Annotated in this window: 26 protein-coding genes; 14 read left to right on the top strand and 12 right to left on the bottom strand. The window is 68.7% G+C overall.

Translation table 11 applies throughout. The features are described from left to right. Positions 1-45: 45 nt before the first annotated feature. From BM362_RS42355 to BM362_RS42335, 5 genes are all read left to right on the top strand, one after another. Complete coding sequence (locus BM362_RS42355) at positions 46-774, top strand: TIR domain-containing protein (RefSeq protein WP_093576969.1); 729 nt, start codon at positions 46-48, stop codon at positions 772-774. Between the two features lie 44 nt (positions 775-818). Then, complete coding sequence (locus BM362_RS42350) at positions 819-2756, top strand: nSTAND3 domain-containing NTPase (RefSeq protein ID WP_093576968.1); 1938 nt, start codon at positions 819-821, stop codon at positions 2754-2756. After that, positions 2753-4246 (top strand): hypothetical protein, encoded by a 1494-nt coding sequence (locus tag BM362_RS42345; protein ID WP_093576967.1) that lies wholly within the window; start codon positions 2753-2755, stop codon positions 4244-4246. Before BM362_RS42350 ends, BM362_RS42345 begins: the two co-directional genes overlap by 4 nt. Before the next feature lie 592 nt (positions 4247-4838). Beyond that, positions 4839-5663, top strand: a complete 825-nt coding sequence (locus BM362_RS42340; RefSeq protein ID WP_093576966.1) for a choice-of-anchor P family protein — start codon at positions 4839-4841, stop codon at positions 5661-5663. Beyond that, positions 5660-6244: a class F sortase gene (locus BM362_RS42335; protein WP_093576965.1), complete on the top strand. Its 585-nt coding sequence runs from the start codon at positions 5660-5662 to the stop codon at positions 6242-6244. The genes BM362_RS42340 and BM362_RS42335 overlap by 4 nt, the downstream gene beginning before the upstream one ends. Positions 6245-6308: 64 nt before the next feature. Here the strand turns inward: BM362_RS42335 and BM362_RS42330 are convergent, their stop codons facing one another. Both BM362_RS42330 and BM362_RS42325 read right to left on the bottom strand, forming a co-directional pair. Further along, a complete protein-coding gene (locus BM362_RS42330; RefSeq protein WP_067591003.1) occupies positions 6309-6803 on the bottom strand; it encodes a MarR family transcriptional regulator in 495 nt (164 codons plus the stop codon). Between the two features lie 41 nt (positions 6804-6844). Next, positions 6845-7096, bottom strand: a complete 252-nt coding sequence (locus tag BM362_RS42325) for a hypothetical protein (RefSeq protein WP_167545649.1) — start codon at positions 7094-7096, stop codon at positions 6845-6847. Between the two features lie 105 nt (positions 7097-7201). Here BM362_RS42325 and BM362_RS42320 point away from each other — a divergent pair, with 105 nt between their 5' ends. Both BM362_RS42320 and BM362_RS42315 read left to right on the top strand, forming a co-directional pair. Beyond that, positions 7202-8575 carry an FAD-binding oxidoreductase gene (locus BM362_RS42320; RefSeq protein ID WP_093576964.1) on the top strand — a complete coding sequence of 458 codons (1374 nt, stop codon included), beginning with the start codon at positions 7202-7204 and terminating at the stop codon, positions 8573-8575. A gap of 146 nt (positions 8576-8721) precedes the next feature. Continuing rightward, entirely contained in the window at positions 8722-10488 is a 1767-nt protein-coding gene (locus tag BM362_RS42315) for an MFS transporter (protein ID WP_093576963.1), read from the top strand. On the opposite strand, the gene BM362_RS42310 is transcribed toward BM362_RS42315, so the two are convergent. The 3 genes from BM362_RS42310 to BM362_RS42300 are packed head-to-tail and all read right to left on the bottom strand — an operon-like array spanning position 10454 to position 12512. Then, entirely contained in the window at positions 10454-10669 is a 216-nt protein-coding gene (locus BM362_RS42310; RefSeq protein ID WP_093576962.1) for a DUF1737 domain-containing protein, read from the bottom strand. The genes BM362_RS42315 and BM362_RS42310 overlap by 35 nt on opposite strands. A gap of 50 nt (positions 10670-10719) precedes the next feature. Then, a complete protein-coding gene (locus BM362_RS42305) occupies positions 10720-12078 on the bottom strand; it encodes a DHA2 family efflux MFS transporter permease subunit (RefSeq protein WP_244287465.1) in 1359 nt (452 codons plus the stop codon). Continuing rightward, a complete protein-coding gene (locus BM362_RS42300) occupies positions 12072-12512 on the bottom strand; it encodes an NADPH-dependent FMN reductase (protein WP_244287464.1) in 441 nt (146 codons plus the stop codon). The genes BM362_RS42305 and BM362_RS42300 overlap by 7 nt, the downstream gene beginning before the upstream one ends. Positions 12513-12651: 139 nt before the next feature. Here BM362_RS42300 and BM362_RS42295 point away from each other — a divergent pair, with 139 nt between their 5' ends. Then, the gene (locus BM362_RS42295; protein ID WP_093576961.1) at positions 12652-13257 is read left to right on the top strand and encodes a TetR/AcrR family transcriptional regulator; all 606 of its coding nucleotides are present in this window, start codon (positions 12652-12654) and stop codon (positions 13255-13257) included. Here BM362_RS42295 and BM362_RS42290 read toward each other — a convergent pair. Beyond that, complete coding sequence (locus BM362_RS42290; protein ID WP_067591015.1) at positions 13241-13915, bottom strand: peptidylprolyl isomerase; 675 nt, start codon at positions 13913-13915, stop codon at positions 13241-13243. The two genes, BM362_RS42295 and BM362_RS42290, sit on opposite strands and share 17 nt — an antisense overlap. A gap of 42 nt (positions 13916-13957) precedes the next feature. After that, positions 13958-14212 (bottom strand): DUF2631 domain-containing protein, encoded by a 255-nt coding sequence (locus BM362_RS42285; RefSeq protein ID WP_067591018.1) that lies wholly within the window; start codon positions 14210-14212, stop codon positions 13958-13960. A gap of 94 nt (positions 14213-14306) precedes the next feature. On the opposite strand from BM362_RS42285, the gene dxr reads away from it, so the two are divergent. The 3 genes from dxr to ispG all read left to right on the top strand — a co-directional run bounded on the left by dxr (position 14307) and on the right by ispG (position 18149). Continuing rightward, on the top strand, positions 14307-15503 hold the full coding sequence (gene dxr / locus BM362_RS42280; protein ID WP_067591020.1) for a 1-deoxy-D-xylulose-5-phosphate reductoisomerase: 1197 nt from the start codon (positions 14307-14309) through the stop codon (positions 15501-15503). 173 nt (positions 15504-15676) lie between these two features. Beyond that, the gene (locus tag BM362_RS42275) at positions 15677-16879 is read left to right on the top strand and encodes a M50 family metallopeptidase (RefSeq protein WP_093576960.1); all 1203 of its coding nucleotides are present in this window, start codon (positions 15677-15679) and stop codon (positions 16877-16879) included. Between the two features lie 118 nt (positions 16880-16997). Then, entirely contained in the window at positions 16998-18149 is a 1152-nt protein-coding gene (gene ispG / locus BM362_RS42270; RefSeq protein WP_067591026.1) for a flavodoxin-dependent (E)-4-hydroxy-3-methylbut-2-enyl-diphosphate synthase, read from the top strand. Positions 18150-18201: 52 nt separating this feature from the next. Here the strand turns inward: ispG and BM362_RS42265 are convergent, their stop codons facing one another. Continuing rightward, positions 18202-18672: a nitroreductase/quinone reductase family protein gene (locus BM362_RS42265; RefSeq protein ID WP_067591029.1), complete on the bottom strand. Its 471-nt coding sequence runs from the start codon at positions 18670-18672 to the stop codon at positions 18202-18204. Positions 18673-18761: 89 nt separating this feature from the next. Here BM362_RS42265 and BM362_RS42260 point away from each other — a divergent pair, with 89 nt between their 5' ends. After that, on the top strand, positions 18762-19367 hold the full coding sequence (locus tag BM362_RS42260) for a TetR/AcrR family transcriptional regulator (protein ID WP_093576958.1): 606 nt from the start codon (positions 18762-18764) through the stop codon (positions 19365-19367). On the opposite strand, the gene BM362_RS42255 is transcribed toward BM362_RS42260, so the two are convergent. From BM362_RS42255 to BM362_RS42245, 3 genes are read right to left on the bottom strand one after another with little or no spacing between them, the layout of a single operon-like run. Further along, a complete protein-coding gene (locus BM362_RS42255; RefSeq protein ID WP_067591035.1) occupies positions 19364-19636 on the bottom strand; it encodes a hypothetical protein in 273 nt (90 codons plus the stop codon). The two genes, BM362_RS42260 and BM362_RS42255, sit on opposite strands and share 4 nt — an antisense overlap. Before the next feature lie 3 nt (positions 19637-19639). Then, entirely contained in the window at positions 19640-20674 is a 1035-nt protein-coding gene (locus tag BM362_RS42250) for a DUF2891 domain-containing protein (RefSeq protein WP_244287463.1), read from the bottom strand. Between the two features lies 1 nt (position 20675). Beyond that, positions 20676-20930, bottom strand: a complete 255-nt coding sequence (locus BM362_RS42245) for a hypothetical protein (protein ID WP_067591041.1) — start codon at positions 20928-20930, stop codon at positions 20676-20678. A 74-nt stretch (positions 20931-21004) separates the two neighbouring features. Between BM362_RS42245 and BM362_RS42240 the strand changes: the two genes are divergently transcribed. Further along, positions 21005-21829: a helix-turn-helix domain-containing protein gene (locus BM362_RS42240; protein ID WP_093576956.1), complete on the top strand. Its 825-nt coding sequence runs from the start codon at positions 21005-21007 to the stop codon at positions 21827-21829. Then, positions 21826-22245 (top strand): VOC family protein, encoded by a 420-nt coding sequence (locus BM362_RS42235; protein ID WP_093576955.1) that lies wholly within the window; start codon positions 21826-21828, stop codon positions 22243-22245. The genes BM362_RS42240 and BM362_RS42235 overlap by 4 nt, the downstream gene beginning before the upstream one ends. Before the next feature lie 22 nt (positions 22246-22267). Here BM362_RS42235 and BM362_RS42230 read toward each other — a convergent pair whose 3' ends face one another. Beyond that, positions 22268-22603, bottom strand: coding sequence for a cupin domain-containing protein (locus BM362_RS42230; protein WP_067591050.1), 336 nt, complete (start codon positions 22601-22603; stop codon positions 22268-22270). Between the last annotated feature and the right edge of the window lie 44 nt (positions 22604-22647).

Here is a 22647-nt window from a genome sequence, read left to right as displayed (position 1 = left end):
GCGTGCCCGTTTGTTGAGTTCTTTGTGTACGGAGGTTTATTTAGCATGCCTAAAGTATTTTTGAATTACCGGACCGGGGACGGCGAGCAGTTGGCGACGATCATCGACCAGGACTTGCGCCGTCGATTCGGCGACGAACACATCTTCAAGGACCATCGGTCGATTCAGGCAGGCGCAGTGTTCCAGAAAGCGCTGGAGAACGGCGTCTGGGGCAGCAAAGTCTTGTTGTGCGTCATCGGACCCACCTGGCTGACCGCCGCCGACGGGACCGGACGGCGCAAGATCGACAATCCGGAAGACTGGATTCACCGCGAGCTGGTGATGGCATTCGACCACGGGGTGCGGGTGATCCCTGTGGTCGACGAACGTGCGAAGTCGCCGCTGCCGGTCAAAGAGTTGCCTCAGCGGCTCAAGCGGCTGGCGGATCTGCAGTACCAGGTTTACCACCACCGGGATCCTGACACCCTGCTGAACCGGATCGCTCAGGATGTGCTCGATTTCGTCCCTGAGCTGAAAGATCTTACTGAGCCCGCGAAGCAGACAGGCGAATCCGCCACGCGGAACGAAGTCCATGGCGGAGGCGTAGGCGGGGTTTGGCGCGACCCGTCGATCGGGACGATCATCAGCGGCCCGGGAAACCAGTACAACGGCGACGTGGTCGGCGGTTCGCAGTTCAATGGTCCGACCCATGCGGGGACAGGCACGTTCAACAACGCACGCACCATCAACGTCAGGGAAGACGACGGCTCGGCGGAGGGCGAGGGGCGGCGTTGACTGCGGGCGAGCGCGAGTCGCCCGGCCCGCTTCCCCGGCCAGGCGTGGGTTCACCGGTCACTCAATACACCCAGATCAACAACATCGACACCCCCGGCCCGCACAACCGGCGCCGGCCGTTCGGCCTGCTCCACGAGTCGGATCTGGGCTGGCTTTATCGAAGGTTCGAGCCACCGGAAGGCTTTCCGCAGGCTCAGCACAAGCTGGAGAAGTGCCGGCTGGTCCTCATTTCCGGGCCGGCCGGGGCCGGGATGCGGACCGCGGCGAAGATGCTCCTGCGCACTTACGCTGATTCCAGTCATCTTTTCCGGGTCTTGCCGACTGAAGTGGAGGAAGACGCGTTCGACCCGGACAGCGTTGCCGACGGAGACCTGCTTCTCCTTGACCTTTCCTCGGTCGAGAGCGAGTACTACGCGAAGCTCAAGGAGAAGGCGCTCTATCTCCGGGCGCACACGAAAGCCAGATCGACCAGATTGGTGATTATCGTCGATCGGGCGGTGGAGGAGCAGTTCGAATTCGACGAGAGCCGCCAGTTCCTGGTTCCGCTGGGGCGGCCGGACCCGGCGGTGGTGCTGCGGCGGCATCTCGCTGCGGACGGGCTGTCCGGCGACCTCGATCCGGCGGAGTACCAGGCCTTCTGCGCTTCGTTGGTTTCGTCGAGTATGAACAATCTGGCACGTCTTGCCGAGAGGGCGCGGTCGTCGGCGCGAGGCGGCCAACGGCTGCTGGATCTGCTCAGGGAAGCACAGCAGGCGGTTGCCGACCGGACTGAAGAAGCGCGGAAGCTTCTCGACGGCAAGAAGGACGGCGTGGTCCGCGCGCTCGCTCTGGCCTTGGCGATGCTGGAGGGCGAGCATCGCAGGGTGGTCTTCGCGGCTGCGGCCAAGCTGCTGACGCAGGTGGAGCATCCGGAGAGCGAGGTTCCGTTGCTGGAACGTATCTCGCTGTCCAGCTACCTGGGCGAGGTCACCGCGGTGCCCGCGGACGAGCATGGCGGGATCCGGTTCCGGGAAGCTGGATACGGCGGCGCGGTCGCCGCCTACTTCTGGCGGGAGTACCCGCGATTGCACAATGTTCTCCACGACTGGAGCGCCAGCCTCGTGGGCATGGAGGAGCTGAGCAGGTCGTCCCGGCTTCGGCTGGCTGACCGGATGGCGATTCAACTGCTTGATGCAGATCTGCAAGACGATCTGGCGCAGCTGGTCAGGAACTGGCCGCCGGCGCGGGATTGGCCAGATCAGGTGCAGACCGTCCTGTCGAGGGGGCTGGCACATTCGCGGCACGGCCGGTTCTTCCGGCAGCAGTTCTACACTTGGGCGCGGGCGCGCGACTTGCCGGGCCAGTTTGCCGCGGTGCTGGCCGATCTGTGCGCGGCGGAGATGGCGGCGGAGTACCCGGAAGAGGCGCTCACCAGGCTCAACCACTTGGTCAAGCGAAATCGAGACCGCGTCGACAGTTATGCGCTGGAGCGGCTGCTCCAACTGGTCGCGAGCGATCTCCGGCTCTACCGCCGTCTCGCCTGGCGGTTGCGGCAGCATCCTCCCCGGCCGGATCGGGGGCGATCCGAGACAGAGCTGGCGCTGCGAGTGCTCAGTCCGAAGCTGGTGCTGAGCACTGACGTCCGAGGCCGTCGCTTCGGGTCCGATCCCACTGTGCGCAGGTGCATCGAGGCGGTCTGGCGCGCGCTCATGACGAACCTGCCCGCGCCGCAATGGCAGGAGCATCTGCGGACCTGGCTGAGCGAATGCGCCGGTGCGGACGCTCCGGACGCGGCCTTGCTCGTTCGCGAGGTGCTCGCCGGAGCGGGCGGCGATCCCCGGACTCTCGCCACCGTCTATGTGACTGCCAGAGATTGGGCGCGGAGCGGTGATCGCGTGTCACGTGCCCGCTTCGCGCTCCTTGTCATCCAGCTGATCAACGAAGCGCAGGGCGTGGTCGATTCGGATACCACCACGCTCCGCGAGAAGAAAGGCCGATCATGACTTCATCGGACAAGGCCACGCTCTCTATCGCACTGCTTGTCTGCGCCGGTGTTCCGATCGGTCTCACGATCGGACTGGACTCCCTGCTGTGGCTTATGCTCATGCTTCCGCTGGTGATCATTCCAGTAGCTGTCCACAAGCGGATCAGCGCCCGGATCGCCTACGAGTCCGAGGTCGACCGGCGCATGACGGCGCACCTGGCTGCTGTGCAACCGCCCGCGCCGGAGCCGGTGCCGGAACCAGCCCCGGTTCGGTTCGAGCGGACGGAGGTGACCGCGACTGCGTTGCCGAGCAGGCGCGAGGACTACCGGTTCCTGTTCTCGGCGACGGTGTGGTGGCGGTTATGCCCGGAGGTGCGCGGGCCGGTGCACGCGAGTCCGGGTGCGGTAGCGATCAACGAAGTCGTGGAACGAGCGAAGGCGATCACGGCGGGTGAACTGCCTCTTGACCACGAACAGGTCCGGCATCGGCTGAACAGCGTGTTAGGCAAGGTAGGGCCGGACAAATCCGGATTCGTCGAGGTTTCGGCTGCCGACGTGCGGCTCGATCTTGAGACTGCCGACCGCGAGCGGCTTGAGCTGTTCGCGAAGACGCGCAAAGACGCGCTGGTGTGGGAGTACGAGCGCAAGCATGAGGAAGACCGGCGGCGTTATCTCGGAGAAGACGTTCTCAGCGACACCGGCAGTGCGGTCGTCTGGTGGCTGGTGAAGCAGAACAACGACGTGGCGAATGTAGTGAAGGACATCAACACTCTCGCCGAGCTGACGGCGGCCGCCAACAACGTGCGGGCGGCGACGGGTCGGGAACTGGGCTATGGGCAGATGGCGTTTCCGGAGGACGTGTCCGCGTCCGAGCGCACGCCAGCGGTCTCCGACCCATCACCACGGGACAGCGTGGTCGATCTTGTCGAAGCTCTGATGAACGGGATTGGCCTGGACGCAGACGCACCCGAACGGGATCTGCTGGCTGAACGGCTGGCCAGCTCTTTCGCCGGGGCGGGCAAACCAGACCTGGCCGATCAGGTCCGTGAGGCCTTTGGCGCGTTGGACCCGGACCCGTCGCCGTCCGGACCGGTTCAGGAGGAGCTGCCCCAGGACGGATCGGCCCAAGGCCGCTCGCCTTCCCCGGCGTACGACGATCACGCTCAGCAGGCTCAAGACAATGTGGCTGCGCGGGCATGGTTTCACCGGGACGAAGAAGGTGCCGACGCTGATGCTGGGTCGCCTCGCGACGTCATGGCTGTCCGAGCTCCTGACGACAAGGCGGAGTTCGGCCGGGACGAGACGCCTGATCCGGTTTCGGACCGCGGGGGCGACGGCACACAGCCAGGGGCTCCGGATGCAGAGCAAGACAACTCGGACGGGAGGTCGGGCTCCGGCTCGCCGCAAGACGGCGCTGAACCGGCTTTGCTCTGGCCGGATCCTGGTGCGCCGGGGGAGCGTACCGACCGCGTCGCCCACCCCGGGAGCTCGGGCGCGGACCAGGAGTGAGCCGGACAGGCAGAAAGAAGACCAGACCGGCCGGACCGTGTTTCGTCGCGGCAGGACTGCCGGACGAAACACGGTCCGGCCGGTGCGGAGCGACGCCTCGGATTGAGCGTTACCGCTGGTCACCGCCCCGGGCAAGAAATTCGTACCCTTTTTCCCGTTCGCTCGTTCCGCTCCGGTCGATTCCATTGTGGACAATTTCCGCCCGCACGGCCCTCGGTCGCGGGACGAATTGGCGGGCCGGGAATGAGCGGTAGCGGTCACAGTGCGGAGGGTGTTCAACGACTACCCTCCGCAGGATCACCCCTCCGAGTGGGGCGAGGGGCAATCCGCCATCGGTGCCCCGGTTCTGGTGGCTCAGCGTGAGAAAAACGCGGCGGCAACGCCGCGTTACATCACTCTTTAGTGGTTAAATTGCGATAATTGTGGTCACCGGAACCGCCGGGCGGGCGCGGTGCGCGACGGATCTTGCTTTGCGTTTCCTGGGCGTCTTGATAATGTCGCGCTCTGCCAGGGACCGACAGTTGTGCTCGGTCACGCGTGGATTCGGGGATCCGTGCGGCGGCTCCATTCTTGATGTTCGGAAGGACAATTCATGCGTTCTGCCCTGCTGCGCGGACGGACCGTCGCGGTCGCTGTTCCCGCGCTGGCTTTGCTCGCCACCGCCGTCGCCCCGTCGGCGCTCGCCGCCGAGGCGCCCGCCGGCTCGGCCTACGGCGCGTCCGCCTCGGTCTCGCTGCTGCCCGGCGTGCTCGGCGACAAGGGAATCACCGTCGACACCGGCAAGATCGCGCCCTCCTCGACCGAGGGCCCGGAGTCCGCGCAGGTGGTGAACGTGCCGCTGAAGGGCCTGGTCACGGCCAAGGCGGTCAGCAGCTCGGCGAAGCAGGACGGCAGCAAGGGCCCGGTCGAGGCGAAGGCTTCGATCGTCGACGCCGCGCTCCCGGTGCTCGCCCCGCTCGCCGGCTCCACCCCCAAGGCCCGCGTGATCAGTTCCGAGTGCAAGTCCACCCCGGACGGCATCACCGCCTCGTCCGAGCTGGCCGGCCTCGACCTCGGCAAGATCGGCAAGCTCCCGGTGTCGACCAAGCCGAACCAGAAGCTCGGCATCGACGGCGTGCTCCAGGTGATCGTCAACGAGCAGATCAAGCACTCCGACGGCAGCCTCACCGTCAACGCGCTGCACATCAAGCTGCTCGGCGGCGCCGTCACCGGCGCGCTCGGCAAGGGCGACATCGTCCTCGCCTCGGCCACCTGCGCCAAGGTCGCGGGCAACCCGACCACCCCGCCCACCACTCCGCCGACCACCCAGCCGAGCAAGCCCGCCCCGCCCGCCGAAGGCCCCGGCCAGGTCACGGTCGTTCCGGTCGGCGCGCCGGAGACCGGCGACGGCACGCTGGCCGCGGTGACCGCCCGGTGACGCGTTCCCGGTTCGGGCTTTTCGCGCTGCTGCTGGCTTTCGTCGCGAACTTCGCCCTGCTGGGCTGCGGTTCGGCGGATCAGGCCCCGCCCGCCGCGGCCCCGGCGAGTTCCGCGGCGGCCGCGCAGCAGGTCGCGGACCCGGTCTCGCTCGACGTTCCCAGCATCGACGCGCATTCGTCGCTGGTGCCGCTCGGCCTCAACGACGACAAGACCGTCCAGGTGCCGCCGGTGGACCAGCCGCTGCAGGCGGGCTGGTACCACTTCGGACCCAAACCGGGCCAGGTCGGACCGGCGGTCGTCCTCGGTCACATCGACGGCAACCACCAGAAGGGCATTTTCTGGCGGCTGCACGAGATGAAGAAGGGCGACAAGGTCGTCATCGGCCGCAAGGACGGGTCGAAGGCCTCGTTCACGGTGACCAAGGTGGACCAGATCGCGAAGAAGACGTTCCCCACCGAAGCCGTGTACGGCAACACGACCGATTCGCAGATCCGGCTGATCACGTGCGGCGGCGCGTTCGACGCCGAAAAGAAGAGCTATCTCGACAACATCATCGTGTACGGCACGCTCGACGGCTGAGCCGCGCCGACGGATACCGGGGCCTCGTCGTTTCGCGCTCGGGCGAAGCGGCGAGGCCCTGCCGTCATTCCGCGGAGAGTTCGCCGGTCGCCGCCCGGCCCGCTTCGGCGGTGCGGCGCAGGAATCCGGCGATCAGCATGAGTTCGTCTTCGGTGTATCCGGCACACAGGTCGTCCATCGCCGAGTTCATCCCGCCGTACACGCGAAACAGTTCCTGGGTGCGTCCCGGCACCGCCCGCACGGTGACCGCGCGCCGGTCGGCCGCTTCGGGATCGCGTTCGCGCACCACCCATCCGCCGCGCTGCAGGCGGTCGAGGATGCCGGTCACGGTCGCCGGGTGCAAGCCCGCGCGGCGGGCGAGCGCGCTCGGGCTCAGCGGTCCGGCGGTCGAGATCAGTTCGAGGCAGTCGAGGTCGACGTCCTTGAGCTTCAGCCGTCCGCCGACCTGGTGGTTCAGCAGCGACAGCTGATTGCGCAGTTCCCGCAGCGACTCCTTGAGCGCCACTGTGGTGCGCCGCCTGCGCCGCGCTGTCTCCGTTCCGGATGCTCCGGACGCCATCTGCTCCGCCCTCCCGTTTCTCGCTGGTCAGCGTAGCCGGGTCAGGCGGCGGCGAGCAGTGCTTCCCCGGCCGGCGTCAGCACGGCGGGCACCGGCTGCCCGAACGGCCCCGGTTCCCGCGCGCGCAGCAGACCGGCGCGTGCCAGCGCGTGCGCGGTGAACTGGTCGCCGCACGGCAGGCCGCCCACGAACAGATCCGGTTCGCAGCCGCAGGTCAGGCGTCCGCGCCCGGCGGCGACGGCACGCAGCATCGAAATCCCGCGGCGGGTGACGGTGGTGCCGGTGCTGTGCACGGCTGCCTCCTCGAAGCTCGCGCTCGCCGATACGTCGAACGAGCCGCCCGGATTTCGACCTAACCTGGCGGGGAGAAGCGGACCGGAAAGAACGCGGGAGCCCCCATGCTGATCGACGACCTGCACACCGTCCTGCCGGACGACCGGATCGTGCGGGACCCCGATGTGCTGCGCAGCTTCGCGCACGACGAGGCGGAGTGGGCCCCGTACGGCGAACCGGCGGTCCTGGTCCGCCCGCGCACCGCGGACGAAGCGCGGGCGATCGTGCGCCAATGCATCAAGCACGGCACGCCGGTGGTGCCGCGCGGGGCGGGAACCGGATTGTCCGGTGGCGCGAACGCGCTGGCCGGCTGCGTCGTGCTGGCGACCGACCGGATGACCGAGATCAAGGAGATCGACCCGGTGGAACGGCTCGCCGTCGTCGAACCGGGAGTGGTCAACGACGATCTCCGTGCGGCCTGTGCGGAACACGGGCTGTGGTACCCGCCGGACCCGGCCAGCTCGCCGTGGTCGACGATCGGCGGCAACGTCGCGACCAACGCGGGCGGCGTGTGCTGCGTGAAGTACGGCGTGACCCGCGACTACGTGCTCGGTCTGCAGGTCGTCACCGGCACCGGCGAACTCGTGCGGCTCGGCCGCCTGACCGCGAAGGGCGTGGCCGGGTACGACCTCGCCGGGCTGATGGTCGGTTCGGAGGGAACGCTCGGCGTCATCACCGAGATCACCGTGCGGCTGCGGGCGAAACGCGCGCCGGAGGCGACCGTCGCGGGCTACTTCGACTCGACGGTCGCGGCGGGGGAGGCGGCGGCGGCGATCCGCGCGGCGGGGATCGTCCCGTCGGCGCTGGAGCTGGTGGACCGGCATTGCCTGGCCGCGGTCGACGCCTGGAAGAACATGGGCTTGTCCGCCGACGCGAACGTGGTGCTGCTCGGCCGCAGCGACGTGCCGGGCGGGCACGAGGCCGCGGTGATGGTGGAGTGCTTCGAGAAGGCGGGCGCGACCTGGGCCGCGCAGTCGACCGACGAGGCCGAGGCGGACGCGTTGTTCGCCGCCCGGCGGCTGGCGTACCCGGCGCTCGAACGGCTCGGCCCGGTGCTCACCGAGGACGTCTGCGTGCCGACGCATCTGGTGCCGGAAATGCTCGCCCGGATCGATCTGGCGGCGCAGCGGCACAATACGCAAATCGCCAATATCGCGCATATCGGAGACGGGAATCTGCATCCGCTGCTGATTACGCCGGCCGGGGACGACGACGCGCAGCGCCGCGCGCAGGCCGCGTTCGACGACATCGTCGCCGACGCGCTCGAACTCGGCGGGACAGTGACCGGCGAGCACGGCGTCGGCCTGCTGAAGCGGCCAGGGCTTGAGAAAGAGCTGGGACCAGCGGTTCTCGACCTGCACCGCGCGGTCAGGAACGCCCTCGACCCGCACGGGATTCTCAACCCGGGAAAGGTTGTCGGAGGTCCCGTGCGGCGGTAACTCGACCGAGTGAAAGTAAACAGTCCACAAAGGATAGTCATCCGTTTGTGACCCTTGTCTCCCAGTCGTTTTCTTTTGTTGGTTGCCTACCGCAAGCAACTTGCTTAGCCTAGCTAAGGGAACGGCTGGGAGAGGGGTTTTCGACAGTGGCGGAGCGCAGGACGTATTCGATCGCGGAACTCGGTCCGCGGTACAAGTGGATCGCGCTGTCCAACACGACGCTCGGGATGCTGATCGCGACGATCAACTCCTCCATCGTGCTGATCGCGCTGCCCGACATCTTCAAGGGCATCGGCATCAACCCGCTGGAGCCGTCGAACACGAGCTACCTGCTGTGGATGATCATGGGCTTCCTCGTGGTCACCGCGGTGCTGGTGGTGGCGTTCGGCAGGCTCGGCGACATGTACGGCCGGGCCAGGATGTACAACCTCGGCTTCGCCGTGTTCACCGTTTCCTCGATCATGCTGGCGATCACCTGGTTCGGCGGCGACGCGGCCGCGCTGTGGCTGATCGGCTGGCGGATCGTGCAGGGCGTCGGCGGCGCGTTCCTGATGGCGAACTCGTCGGCCATCCTCACCGACGCCTTCCCGGCCAACCAGCGCGGGCTCGCGCTCGGCATGAACGGCGTCGCGGCGATCGCGGGCTCGTTCCTCGGCCTCGTGGTCGGCGGCGTGCTCGCGCCGGTGAACTGGAACCTGATCTTCCTGGTGTCGGTGCCCTTCGGCGTCATCGGCACGGTGTGGGCGTACCTCAAGCTGCACGACACCGGCGTCCGCCAGCACGCGAAAATGGACTGGTGGGGCAACATCACCTTCGCGGTCGGCCTCATCGCGGTGCTGGTCGGGATCACCTACGGAATCCAGCCGTACGGCACTTCGCAGACCGGCTGGGGCAGCCCGATGGTGCTGTCCTGCCTGATCGGCGGGGTCGCGGTGCTGATCGCGTTCGTGGTGATCGAGACGAAGGTGCCCAACCCGCTGTTCCGGCTGTCGCTGTTCCGGATCCGCTCGTTCAGCTGGGGCAACCTGGCGAACCTGACCGCGTCGCTCGGCCGCGGCGGGCTGCAGTTCGTGCTGATCATCTGGCTGCAGGGAATCTGGTTGCCGCAGCACGGTTTCACCTTCGAACAGACGCCGCTGTGGGCCGGGATCTACATGCTGCCGCTGACCATCGGCTTCCTGGTGGCCGCGCCGACGTCCGGCATCCTGTCCGACCGCATCGGCAGCCGCGCGCTCGCCTCCGGCGGCCTGGTCATCACCGCGGTCACCTTCCTGCTGCTGACGCTGCTGCCGGTGAACTTCGACTACTGGGCGTTCGCCGGGATCCTGCTGCTCAACGGCATCGGCATGGGCATGTTCTCCTCGCCGAACCGGGCCGAGGTGATGAACAGCCTTCCGGCCGACGCGCGAGGCTCCGGCGCGGGCATGATGACGACCTTCCAGAACGCGGCGATGGTGCTGTCGATCGGCTTCTTCTTCAGCCTGATCATCGCCGGCTTGTCCGACCACCTGCCGATCGCGATGTCGCAGGGCCTGACCGCGCACGGCGTGGCCCCGGACGCCGCGAATCAGGTCGCGCACCTGCCCGCGGTCGCGGTGCTGTTCGCGGCGTTCCTCGGATACAACCCGATCCAGCAGCTGCTGGGCGGCCAGCTGGGCAGTCTGCCCGCGGACCAGGCGAGCTTCCTGACCGGACGCAGCTTCTTCCCGAACCTGATCTCGGGCCCGTTCCAGGACGGCCTCGCGGTGGCGTTCGGCTTCGCGATCGTGGTGTGCCTGATCGGCGCGGTGGCGTCGCTGCTGACGAAGGACACGAAGAAGCCGTCGGAGTCGGTGGGCGAGGAATTGGCCGCGGTGGCCGGGGAATCCGGCGGCGGGCCTAGCGAGCTGGTTTCTCCCCGGAGCGACCGGTAGCGGGTTCCGGCCAGAGCACGGCTTGGGCGACGATCACGTTCTCGCCGTTGAAGGTCAAGGCGGGGCCCTCGTGCAGGCGATAGCCGAGCGCGAGGGCTTCGCTGACCCGGCGGCAGAAGGCGGAGTCGTCGGGACCGGTGAGGACTCGGTAGGCGGGAAGACCGTCCGGGGGCGTGTTCATGCGGTCATGGTGTCGTGAGTGGCGATCGCGGTTCTAACCGGGATCGCCGCTCACGAGGCCCTCCGCACCAGCCATGCCGTTCCCAGCGACCCCACCGCGCCCACGCTGATCGCCGCGAACCCCACCCGGAACGCCCCGTCGACATCCGGCAACCGACGGGCGATCAGCACCGCGAACACCGCGCCCCCGAGCGATCCGCCCACCCGCAGCAGGATCGTCACTTGCGCGGCAGCATCCGGAAGCCGGGACGGTTCAACAGTCTTGTACGCCGCGATCCCCATCGGCATGCTCACCAACGCGACCGAAGCCCCATACCCCGCCAGCAGAACCTGCACCACCAGGCCAGGCGCGTCCACCGGCAGGAACGCGAACGGCACTGTGCTCACCACCGCCAGCACCGCGCCCGCCAACGCGACCGGCGCGGCACCGTACCGATCCACCGCCCGCCCGGTCACCGGTGCGATCGCGGCCGTGGCACCGGCGAAGCCGAGCAAACTCAGCCCGGTGCCGACGAAATCCAGGTGCCGGCCGAGCTGGAAGTACAGCGTCACGACGATCCCGCTGCCGAAGATCAGCGCACCGTTGAACGCGGCGGCCAGGCTCGCCGCCCGGTAAAGCCGGTTGCGGTACAGGGAAAAGTCCAGCAGCGGACGCGGATGCCGACGGCACCGCAGCACGAACCAAACCAGCACAACGAGACCAGGAACCAGAATCGGCCATTCGAGCCGTCCGGTCTCGCCCCACGTCGTGACGACGTACAGGACCAACGGCAGCCCGGCGGCGACCAGGGCCAGGCCGGCGAAATCGATCCCGCCAGTGCTCTCCCGAGAGCCGCGGGGCACGTACCGGAGACCGAGAAGCAGGCCGGCCGCCCCGATCGGCAGGTTGATCAGGAACAGCCACGGCCACGAAAGCCCGTGCAGGATCAAGCCTCCGGCGAGCGGGCCGAGTGCGGGCGCGACGCTCACCGCGATCCCGAGCGTCGCCATGACCCGGCCCAGCCGCGCCGCGCCGACCTGGTGGCCCAGAACCGTTTGCCCGGCCGGGATCAGGACTCCGCCCGCCAAACCTTGCAGGAACCGGAAAACGATGAGCAGCACGACGTCCGGCGCGACCGCGCACAAGCCGGATGCGACGGTGAACGCGGCCAGCGCGACGAGCCACACCCGGCCGGCGCCGAAGCGCCGGGCGAGCCAGCCGGTCAAAGGGAGCGACAGGGCCAGCGCGAGCAGGTAGCCGCTCGCGACCCATGGGGTCACCGAGAGATCCGCGCCCAGATCGCTGCTGATCGAGTCGAGGCCGATCGTCACCACGGACGCGTCGAGTCCGCTCGCGAACGCGCCGAACACGATGATCCAGCAGATCCGCCACGTCGCGCGGTCGAGGGGAGCGGCGACAGCGGTCAACACGAAGCTCGGAGGGTGCGCAGCGCGGTCGACCAATCGGCAAGTTCGCCCAGCATCCGCGTCAGGATGCCTTCGTGGTGCTCGGCGGGGGTGAAGGTGCCGGGCTCGGCCAGGTCCGGAATGGCGAAGTCGGTGAACAGTCCCAACGCGACTGGAGAGCGCACGCAGGCGACCTTCACCTCGGCGAGCGTCAGCCGCAGGTGTTCCACCGCGCGCGTGCCGCCGTTGGTTCCGTAGCTGACGAAACCGGCGGCTTTGTCCGCCCATTCGGAAAACAGGAAGTCGATGGCGTTCTTGAGCGCCGCGGGCAGGGAGTGGTTGTACTCGGGGGTCACGAAAACGAAGCTGTCGGCGAGCCGGGCCCAGCGCTGGGTGTGGTCGTTGCGGTAGCCGCCGATCGCGGCGGGCATCGGCTCGTCCAGGAACGGCGGGTCCATTCGGCGACCTGCGTCGCCCGGCGGCCGGGGCGGGTGCTTCCGGAGATGACCGCGATGCGAAGCGGAGAAGTCATGCCGCAAACGTACAACGGTCGTTGTCGTTTTTGCAACGACCGTTGTACTTCGGCATACTGGGCCGGTGCGGACGGACAAACAACGTGCTCTGCTCGACGGCGCCCTGCGGGTGTTCGCGCGGGACGGCTACTCGCGCGCCAGCATCGACGTGCTCGCGGCCGAGGCAGGCGTGTCGTCGCGGACGATCTACAACCACTACGACGACAAGGCCGGGCTCTTCCGCGCGGTGATCCTGGACAGCTCCGACCGGGTCGCCGAGCGGCAGATCGCGGTCGCGGACAAGCTGCTCGGCCGGATCGCCGACCTGGAGGCCGACCTCGTCGAGTTCGGCCTCCGCTGGGCGAAACGCGATCCGGAGACCGAACCGCACTGGGCGCTGGTGCGCCAGATCCAGGCCGACTTGGAGCACATCGACCCGGAGACGGTCGCCGCGTGGAAGGAGCGCGGCCCGACCCGGGTACGGCTGGCGCTGGCCGGGCATCTCCGCAGGCTCGCCGCGGAAGGCCACGTGGAGCTGGAAGACCCGTCGCTGGCCGCGGTGCACCTCGTGCAGCTCACCGCGGGCAGCGCCGCCGCGGCCGAACCGGGGGAGGACTGGGAAGCGCTGGTCCGGTCCGGCGTCGGCGTTTTCCTCCGCGCTTACGCGCCGGGCGTCACCGGCCGAAGCTGACCGAGCGGATCTTCACCGGATGCTTGGGCGCGCCGTCGAGCGGGCCGTTCGGGTCGGTCGGGACGATGCCGTCGGCGACCATCCGGTCCAGGACCTCCATGCCGCGCACCACCTTGCCGAGCACCGAGTAGTTCGCCGGAATGTGCGCGAACGAGTGCACGATGAAGAACTCCGACCCGTTGGTTCCCGGACCCTGGTTGCCCATCGCGACAGTGCCGCGCTCGTAGGTCTCCTCGCCGGTGACCTCGTCCGGGAATTTGTATCCCGGGCCGCCCTTTTCGACCTCGTAGATGTCGCCGCACTGCAGGACGCCGAGGCGCGCGGAGTTCGACAGCCGCCAGCACCGCGAGCGGTCGTAGAAGTGCTGCAGCACCAGGCTCGCCATGTTCGCGACGGCGCACGGGGCCGCTCCGCCGCTGTTGAGACGGACGGTGACCGGGCCGTAGTTGTAGTGGAAGGTGACGTCGATCGTTCCGCGGGTGAGCGCGAACGGCAGCGGGCGCAGCACGGGACGCGCCGCCGGGTTCTCCGGCGTCGGCGTGAAGGTGCATTGCACTACCGGCGGCCGCACCGGAGGGGCAGCGCTGGCCGGGGCCGCGGTGCCCAGCGAAAGACCGGCGATGACGGCGGCCGCGAGCGCGGCCCAGCGTGGCTTCATGGGCCCGGAAACTAGCGAATCAGGGGTCGCCGGCGCCAGGGCTTACTTGCGCCAGGCGGTGCGGCTCTTGCGCAGGTCGAGCAGCAGGAGCAGGACGATGAACGCGGCCAGCCCGACGAGCCACACGTTCTCGGTGTTGTTCTCGTGGTTGCCCTTGATCATCAGCAGCAGGATGACCGCGGACAGCCAGCCGGCGATGCGGGTGGCCTTCGGGAACGAGCCGTGCCAGCCCCACTCCGCCGACGGCTCGTCGCGCGGGTCGACCTCGGGGCGCTTCTCGACCGCCTTGCCTGCCACGACCACTCCTTCAAACTCCCCTGATGTTGTGCCTTCGCATGATCCCACACCGCTGGCCGCCGCGCGGACACGACCCGGGCCATAATGCTTGCTGATGACTACTTCGCGAAGCGTCCTCGTGCTGGGCTCCACCGGGTCCATCGGGACCCAGGCGCTCGACGTCGCCGCACGTAACCCGCATTTGTTCACTGTCGCCGGCCTCGCTGCCGGCGGTTCCGATCCGGCGGCACTCGCCGAGCAGGCGATCGCGCACGAAGTAGCGGCCATCGCCGTGACAAAGCCCACGGCAGTCGAAGACGTGCAGCTCGCCCTGTACGCCGAGGCGCAGCGCAGGGGGTACGCGAAGGGCGAGTTCCGCCTCCCGCGCATCCTCGCCGGTGCGGACGCGGTGGCCGAGCTGATCGACTCGGTGCCGGTCGACGTCGTGCTCAACGGGCTGCCCGGTTCGCAGGGCCTCGACCCGACGCTGCGCGCGCTGGCCACCGGCGCGACGCTCGCGCTGGCCAACAAGGAATCCCTCATCGCCGGCGGACCGCTGGTGCTCGCCGCGGCCAAGCCGGGACAGCTGGTGCCGGTCGACTCCGAGCATTCGGCGATGGCGCAGGCGCTGCGTTCCGGCGGGGACAACGAGGTCGCGCGGCTCGTGCTCACCGCGTCCGGCGGCCCGTTCCGCGGCCGGAAGCGCGCGGACCTCGGCGAGGTCACCGTCGAGCAGGCGATGGCGCATCCGACGTGGTCGATGGGACGGCTGATCACCATCAACTCGGCGACCCTGGTGAACAAGGGCCTGGAGCTGATCGAGGCGTCGCTGCTGTTCGGCATCGAACCGGCGCGGATCGACGTGACGGTGCACCCGCAGTCGATCGTGCACTCGATGGTCACCTTCACCGACGGCTCCACGATCGCCCAGGCCAGCCCGCCGGACATGCGGCTGCCGATCGCGCTGGCGCTGAACTGGCCGCACCGCGTGCCCGGCGCGGCCGCCGCGTGCTCCTGGGACACGGCGGCGAGCTGGACCTTCGAACCGGTCGACAACGAGGCGTTCCCGGCTGTCGAGCTGGCTCGCGAAGCGGGTGCCGCGGGCGGTTGCCTTCCCGCGGTGTACAACGCGGCGAACGAGGAATCGGTGGCCGCGTTCCTGGCGGGCAAGGCCAAGTTCCTCTCGATTGTGGACACAGTGTCGCAGGTGGTGTCCGACGCGGGCGAATGGCGGCGCGAACCCCGCGACGTCGCGGACGTGCTGGCCGCGGAGCAGTGGGCTCGCACGCGGGCCGCCGAGCTGCTGGGATGAGCGCGACCGGTGCGCGCGGCCGCGCCGGGCGATGCAACACTGGCTTCACGCTGGCGGCGGATACTTGAACCCGGAACTTTCTCGGGTGGTCTCACCGCCTGGAGCCGTGGAAGACGAACGAACCTGCCGCCACCGCATCGCGGGCCGCGGCTGAGGGGTGAGGTGCAGGGCCCGTGCTTGCCTATGTGATCGGCGTGGTGCTCTTCGCGCTCGCGATCTGTGTTTCGGTCGCGTTGCACGAAGCGGGCCACATGGTCACCGCCCGGATGTTCGGCATGCGGGTCCGCCGGTACTTCGTCGGCTTCGGGCCGACGGTGTTCTCCTTCCGGCGCGGCGAGACCGAGTACGGCCTCAAGGCGATCCCGCTCGGCGGCTTCTGCGACATCGCGGGCATGACCGCGCTCGACGAGGTCACCCCCGAAGAGGCCCCGCGCGCGATGTGGCGGTTCAAGGCCTGGAAGCGGACCGTCGTGATGTCGGCCGGTTCCATCACGCACTTCCTGCTCGGCTTCATCGTGCTGTTCGTCATGGCCGCGACCATGGGCCTGCCGAACGTGGACATGAAGCCGATCGCCGCCCAGGTCTCCGATTGCGTGCAGAACGCCACCACGGTCGACCAGGCCAACAACCCGGTCTGCAAGCCGGGCGACCCGGCGCCAGCCAAGAAGGCCGGGATCCTCCCGGGGGACCAGGTGCTGTCAGTGGCGGGCAAACCCACTCCGACCTGGGACGACATGGTGAACCAGGTGCAGTCGCTCTCCGGTCCGGTGCCGGTGGTGGTGAAACGCGACGGGGTCGAGCGGACGTTTACCGTCGACATTCCGAAGGTGACTCGGCCCGCCGTGAACGGCGGCACCCATTCGGTGGGCGCGGTGGGCATCGCCCGCGCCACGGCCATCCACTACAGCGTGGGCGGCGCGTTCGGCGGCGCGGCGTCGTTCACCGGCGACATGTTCGCCCGCACGTGGGACGGCCTGATGGCCTTCCCGAAGCGCATCCCGGCGGTCTTCAACTCGATCTTCGGCGGCGAGCGCGACCCGGACACCCCGGTCAGCGTGGTCGGCGCGAGCAGGCTCGGCGGCGAGGCGGTCGAGGCCGGGCTGTGGCAGGTCTTCCTGCTGCTGCTGGCCAGCCTGAACTTCTTCATCGGCGTGTTCAACCTGCTGCCGCTGCTGCCGATGGACGGCGGGCACATCGCGATCGTCTGGTACGAACGCGTCCGCGACTGGCTGCGCGGCCTGCGCGGCAAACCCGCGGGCGGCCCGGTCGACTACACGAAGCTGTCCGCGATCACGATGGTCCTGGTGGTGATCGGCGGCGGCGTCACGCTGCTCACGGTCACGGCCGACATCGTCAATCCGATCCGCCTGCAGTAACCGCGCGTACCGGCCGGGGCACGCGGGCGTCCCCGGCCGCCCGACCGGGGGTAACGCTGCTCACCGCGTCGGCTGACTTCGTTGAAACGCGCCCGGGTGGGGTGGGTACGCTGGAAGCGTGACCGTCGCGTTAGGTATGCCCGCTCTGCCCCCGCCCGTTCTCTCCGAGCGTCGCAAGACCCGCCAGCTGATGGTGGGGTCGGTGGGAGTCGGCAGCGACCACCCGATCTCGGTGCAGTCGATGACCACGACGCTGACTTCCGATGTCAACGCCACCCTGCAGCAGATCGCCGAGCTGACGGCGGCGGGCTGTGACATCGTGCGGGTGGCGTGCCCGTCGGCCGACGACGCCGAGGCGCTGCCCGCGATCGCGAAGAAGTCGCAGATCCCGGTGATCGCCGACATCCACTTCCAGCCCAAGTACGTGTTCGCCGCGATCGAGGCGGGCTGCGCCGCGGTGCGGGTGAACCCGGGCAACATCCGCAAGTTCGACGACCAGGTCAAGGAGATCGCGCAGGCCGCGAAGGACCGCGGCACGCCGATCCGGATCGGCGTCAACGCCGGGTCGCTGGACAAGCGGCTGCTGGAGAAGTACGGCAAGGCCACTCCGGAGGCGCTCGCCGAGTCGGCGATGTGGGAGGCGTCGCTGTTCGCCGAGCACGACTTCCACGACATCAAGATCTCGGTCAAGCACAACGACCCGGTGGTGATGGTGCGGGCGTACGAGATTCTGGCCGAGCAGTGCGACTATCCGCTGCACCTCGGGGTCACCGAGGCCGGGCCCGCGTTCCAGGGCACGATCAAGTCCGCCGTCGCGTTCGGCGCGTTGCTGCGCCAGGGCATCGGCGACACCGTCCGGGTGTCGCTGTCCGCGCCGCCGGTGGAGGAGGTCAAGGTCGGCACCCAGATCCTGCAGTCGCTGAACCTGCGGCCCCGGAAGCTGGAGATCGTCTCGTGCCCGTCGTGCGGGCGTGCGCAGGTCGACGTGTACACGCTGGCCGACCAGGTCACCGCCGGGCTGGAGGGGATGGAGATCCCGCTGCGCGTCGCGGTGATGGGCTGCGTAGTGAACGGCCCGGGCGAGGCGCGCGAGGCCGATCTGGGTGTCGCGTCCGGCAACGGCAAGGGCCAGATCTTCGTGAAGGGCGAGGTCATCAAGACCGTGCCGGAGCACGCGATCGTGGAGACCCTGATCGAAGAGGCCATGCGCATCGCCGAGGAATCCGGCGAGTCGATCGGCGAGGGCGCGCCGAGCGTCACCGTCGGCTGAGTTCTCTCTCCGCGAAGGGGCTCCTCGGCTTCGGTCGGGGAGCCCCTTCGTTTCAGCGGCGTTCCAGCAGGACGACCGGGACCTGCCTCCCGGATGCGGCTTCGAACTCGGCGAATTTCGGGACCTGCGCGATCTGGCCCGCCCAGATCTCGGCGCGTTCCTTCCCGGCGGTCAGCCGTGCTTCGACCGGGATCTCTTCCGCGCCGGCTTCGACGACGGTCCGCGGATTCGCCATGAGATTGCGGTACCACGCGGGATCGCGCGGACTGCCGCCGTGCGTGCCGAAGACCGCCCAGCTGTCGCCGACCGGCCGGTAGAACAGCGGGCTGATCCGCGCCTTCCCGGTTTTCGCCCCGACGTGGTGCACGAGAATCAGCGGCATCCCCCGCTCCGGAAATCCCGGCAGGTACGGCGGAACGGGCCGGCCCGCCGCGAATTCCTCCGGACTGCTCCAGGCGACGTATCCGGCGTTCTCCCGGAATTCGGCGAGGATCCGGACATTCCAGTCGTCGAGGGTGGGCACGACCTCTCCTTCGCTAGGCGGAGCACTTGCTCCGCAAAGTAGCACACTAGACGGAGCATGTGCTCCGGGTAAGCGAGTATGCTCGGCGCATGGCCGTGGCTGAACCGCACACCCCCACCCGCCGTCGCGCCCCGCGCGCGGACGCGATCCGCAACCGGGAGGCGATCGTCGAAGCCGCCGCCGAGGTGATGGCGGAACAGGGAGCCGCGGTCGACGTCCGCGAGATCGCCCGGCGCGGCGGGGTCGGCATGGGGACGCTGTACCGGCATTTCCCGAAGAAGGAAGACCTCGTCCGGACGGTCCTGGACCAGGACTTCTCCCGGTGGGCCGAGTCCGCGCGCCAGGCGGCGGTCGAGGCGGAGGACCCGTGGGCGGCGCTGACGGACTTCTATCGGCAGGCGTTGTCCGGTTGCGCCCGGCACCGCGCGCTCATGGAGAGCTTCGCGCTGACCTGGACCGACCCCGATCCGACCGGGATCCCGCAGCTCCGCGCGGTTCTGGAGCAGCTGCGGGCCCGTGCGGCGCAGCTGCTGAGACCCGGGGTTACGACGGATGATTTGGTGCTGCTGCTGATTTCGCTGGGGTATGCGGCGCAGTTCACCGACGCGTGCCGGCCGCACATGTGGAACCGGCTGCTGCTGGTTTCCCTGGACGGATTGCGGGCGGAGCATCGGGAGCCGTTGCCGGAAAGCTAACTGCCGGAGGCGATGGTGATCCCGTGGCGCGGATCCGGCACAGCGCCGAGCGCCGTCCGGACTGACGGCTGGTCGCAGAATTCGTCGCGGATCGCCTCGGTTGTGAAGGCGATCTCGAAGACGACGCCGCGTTCGTGCGTCCGCCAGGACCATCGCACAGCGCGGTCGGTGATCGCGGCTTTGCGCAATGCGTCGGAGTAGGTGCGCCGCCAATCGCTCGCCGGGACTTCTCCGTCGAGCACTTCGATGGATAACCACGGATCCGACACAGATCAGGCCTTCCCCGCTTCGGCGTCGCTCAGCAGAAGCAGTGCGTAGTAAGCCAGGAAATGCTCCACCGCATACGGGCCCCCCGTAACCTGCGGCAGCGCGGCCTGCGCATGCTCGCGCGCAGCCGCGTCGATCGCCGCGACCCGGTCGTCCCCCTCCGGCAACGCCGCCGCGATCCGCTGCCAGCACCACGCGCGGTGGAGGTTGAGCCCGTGCAAGTGAGCGATCAACCCGTCGGAAGCATCGGTCACCACCGCCGGGGTGAACAGCGCCGCCGGGTTCCGGTCGGCGATTCCGGGCAGGAAAGCCTCCAGCCAGGCGCCGAAATCGGGCACCAGGTGGCTCATCAGCTCGGCTTCGGCCAGGGCCGGGCTGAGGAAATCGGCTCCGGACGGTTCCCAGGCACCGGGGTAGCCGCGGTCTGAGCCGAACCAGCGCCAGGCCGTTTCGGTGAGGGCCTGCAGCAACTGCGGCTCTCCGCGGGAGGCGAGGTAACGAGCGTGGGGAAGCGCGCGAGAAAGTCCGAAAGCGCCGTTTTCGTGCAGCCCGTACCGAATCGGGTACGTGACCTTCGGCAGCCAGTCGCGGAAGCGGGTCACGAAAAGCCTGCTCAACGGTTGCAGCGCGGCAGACCAGCGCGCGGCGTCCGGATCGTCCCAGGTGGCGGTCTCGAACGTCACCGCCACCAGGATCGACCAGCCATACGGACGCTGGGTCGTGCGGTGCCGCTCCGGCGCGAAGTACGCGGCTTCGGCGGCCAGCGCAGGCTCGGTCAGGTGCGCGTTCAGCAGGGCGCGGATCTCGTCGGCGGGGACGAGCGCCGGGTATCGGCGCAGCAGGTGCACCAGCACCCAGAACATTTCCACGCACGAATGCCAGTCGAAGCTGCCGTAGAAGCACGGATGCAGCTCGCGGATCGCCGGTACGGGAGTGTCGTCGATGCGCCAGTGGCTCTCGTAATGCGGATACTCGCGCACGACGTTGGTCAGCGCGACCTCCGCGAACTCGCCGGCGTGCGCGGCCAGCAGCCCGGCCACGTCAGCCGCGCAGGTGATGCTGGGCGGCCTCGCGGATCTGGATCCGGACGTTCTCCAGCGAGGCCGCGACCTCGTCGATCTGCCGGATCGCGATCTGCACCGACCCCTGGATCGTCGTCGCGGAGCCGGTTTCGCCGAGCAAGCCGAGCACCTGGGCCTGCAGATCTTCCAGTTCGCCCTTGGTGGCGAGGGCGATTCCGGTCGGCACCTGGTCGGCGAGCAGTTCGAGCTGCTGGGCCTGTTCCTGGATCGTCATCGGGCTTCTCCTCATCGTGGGGACCGCTCTCCCGTGGTAGCAGAATTCGCCCGGGGCGGGGTTAGCCTGGTCGCGTGAGTCACAGCTGGGCCGCCCGGCCGCCGCATCCGGTGCTGCGGGGCCTGGTCACGCGCTACATCGGCTACGCGCAGGAAAACGTCGGCTTCGCAGTGCACCGCGGGCTGCCCTCGCGGCACATCACGCTGGCCATCAGCCTCGAAGAGCCGATCCGGTACGCCGGGCTGGCCGGGGCGGGAGCGCTGCAGAGCGTGGTCGGCGGCCTGCACACCGCACCCGCGCTGATCACGCAGGGCCGGGTGCAGCGCGGGGTGCAGCTGGAGCTGGATCCGCTGGGGGCGCGGACGCTGCTCGGCGTCACCGCCGCGGAGCTGACCGGCCGGGTGACCGACCTCGCCGACTTCGGCGGCGACTTCGCCCGCCTGCCGGACCGGCTGGCCTCGGCCGGCGATTGGCGCGCCCGGTTCGCGATCCTCGACGAGGTGCTGGCCGCGCGTGCGGTCGAGCGCGCCGAACAACCGCCGGAGCTGGACCGCGCGTGGCACGAGTTGCGGCGCAGCGGCGGGCTGGTGCGGGTCGGCGAACTGGCGAACGAGGTCGGCTGGAGCCGCCGGCATCTGGGGGAGCGGTTCCGCGCGGAGCTGGGATTGGCCCCGAAACAGGCGGCACGCGTGCTGCGGTTCGAGCGGGCGGTGCGGTTGCTGCGTACCGGGCATCGCGATCTGGCCGGGATCGCTTATGCCGCAGGGTATTACGACCAGGCGCACTTCTCGAACGAATGGCGCGCGCTGGCGGGGTGTTCGCCGCGGACTTGGATGGCGGAGGAGCTCCCGTTTCTCCAAGACGAAACGAAGACCGCTGCCGCAGAATCGGGAGCATGACGCCACAACCAGCGGTCTGGCCCGCTTTCCGCTACAACGACGCCCGCGGCGCGATCCGTTTCCTCGCCGACGTTCTCGGCTTCGAAGAAACCCTCGTGGTGCCCGGGGAAAACGGTGTCGCGCACGCCGAACTCCGCTGGCCCGAAGGCGGCGCGGTGATGCTGGGCAGTTGCGGCGGCCCAGCAGACGGCGTGCACGACGAGATGAAACCCGGGGCCAGCGCGGTGTACGTGGTCTCGGACCGGGTGGACGAGATTCACGCCCGTGTGCGCGAAGCCGGTGCCGAAATCAGCATGGAGCTGCACGACACCGACTACGGCTCGCGCACGTTCACCGTCCGCGACCCCGAGGGGAACGCTTGGACTATCGGGAGTTACCGCGGCGCTGAGGGGACTCGGGAGTGGTTATCCCGGTGAGAACCGGGATTGCCGCTCACGACTACCCCTCGGGATAGAACACGAACAACGTGCAGCCGCTCTCCGTCGCCGGAACATGCCACGACCCCGCCGGGGCATGAATGAACGTGCCTGCCGGATAGTCGCGGGCACCGTCGTTGAAAGTCCCGGACACGACGAAGACCTCTTCGGGACCGGGCTCGTGCACGTCGCGTTCGGGCCACGTGCTGCCGGGATCGAACTCGACCACGTTGGCGTGCGCGCCGTTTTCGCCCTTCCACAGCGGACGGAGGCGGATGCCGGGGAACAGGTCCTTCACCGGGGCTTCGCCGACCGGGACCGAGATGTAGCCCGGCTGAGCGAGGATTTCCGAGTGCATGGGTCCCAGCTTGGCTTCCCCGGCACCGGCAGGACAGTGTCAGA

Origin of the sequence: Amycolatopsis rubida (assembly GCF_900115345.1) — a bacterium.
GTDB lineage: Bacteria > Actinomycetota > Actinomycetes > Mycobacteriales > Pseudonocardiaceae > Amycolatopsis > Amycolatopsis rubida.
This window is presented reverse-complemented; position numbering and strand designations above follow the sequence as displayed.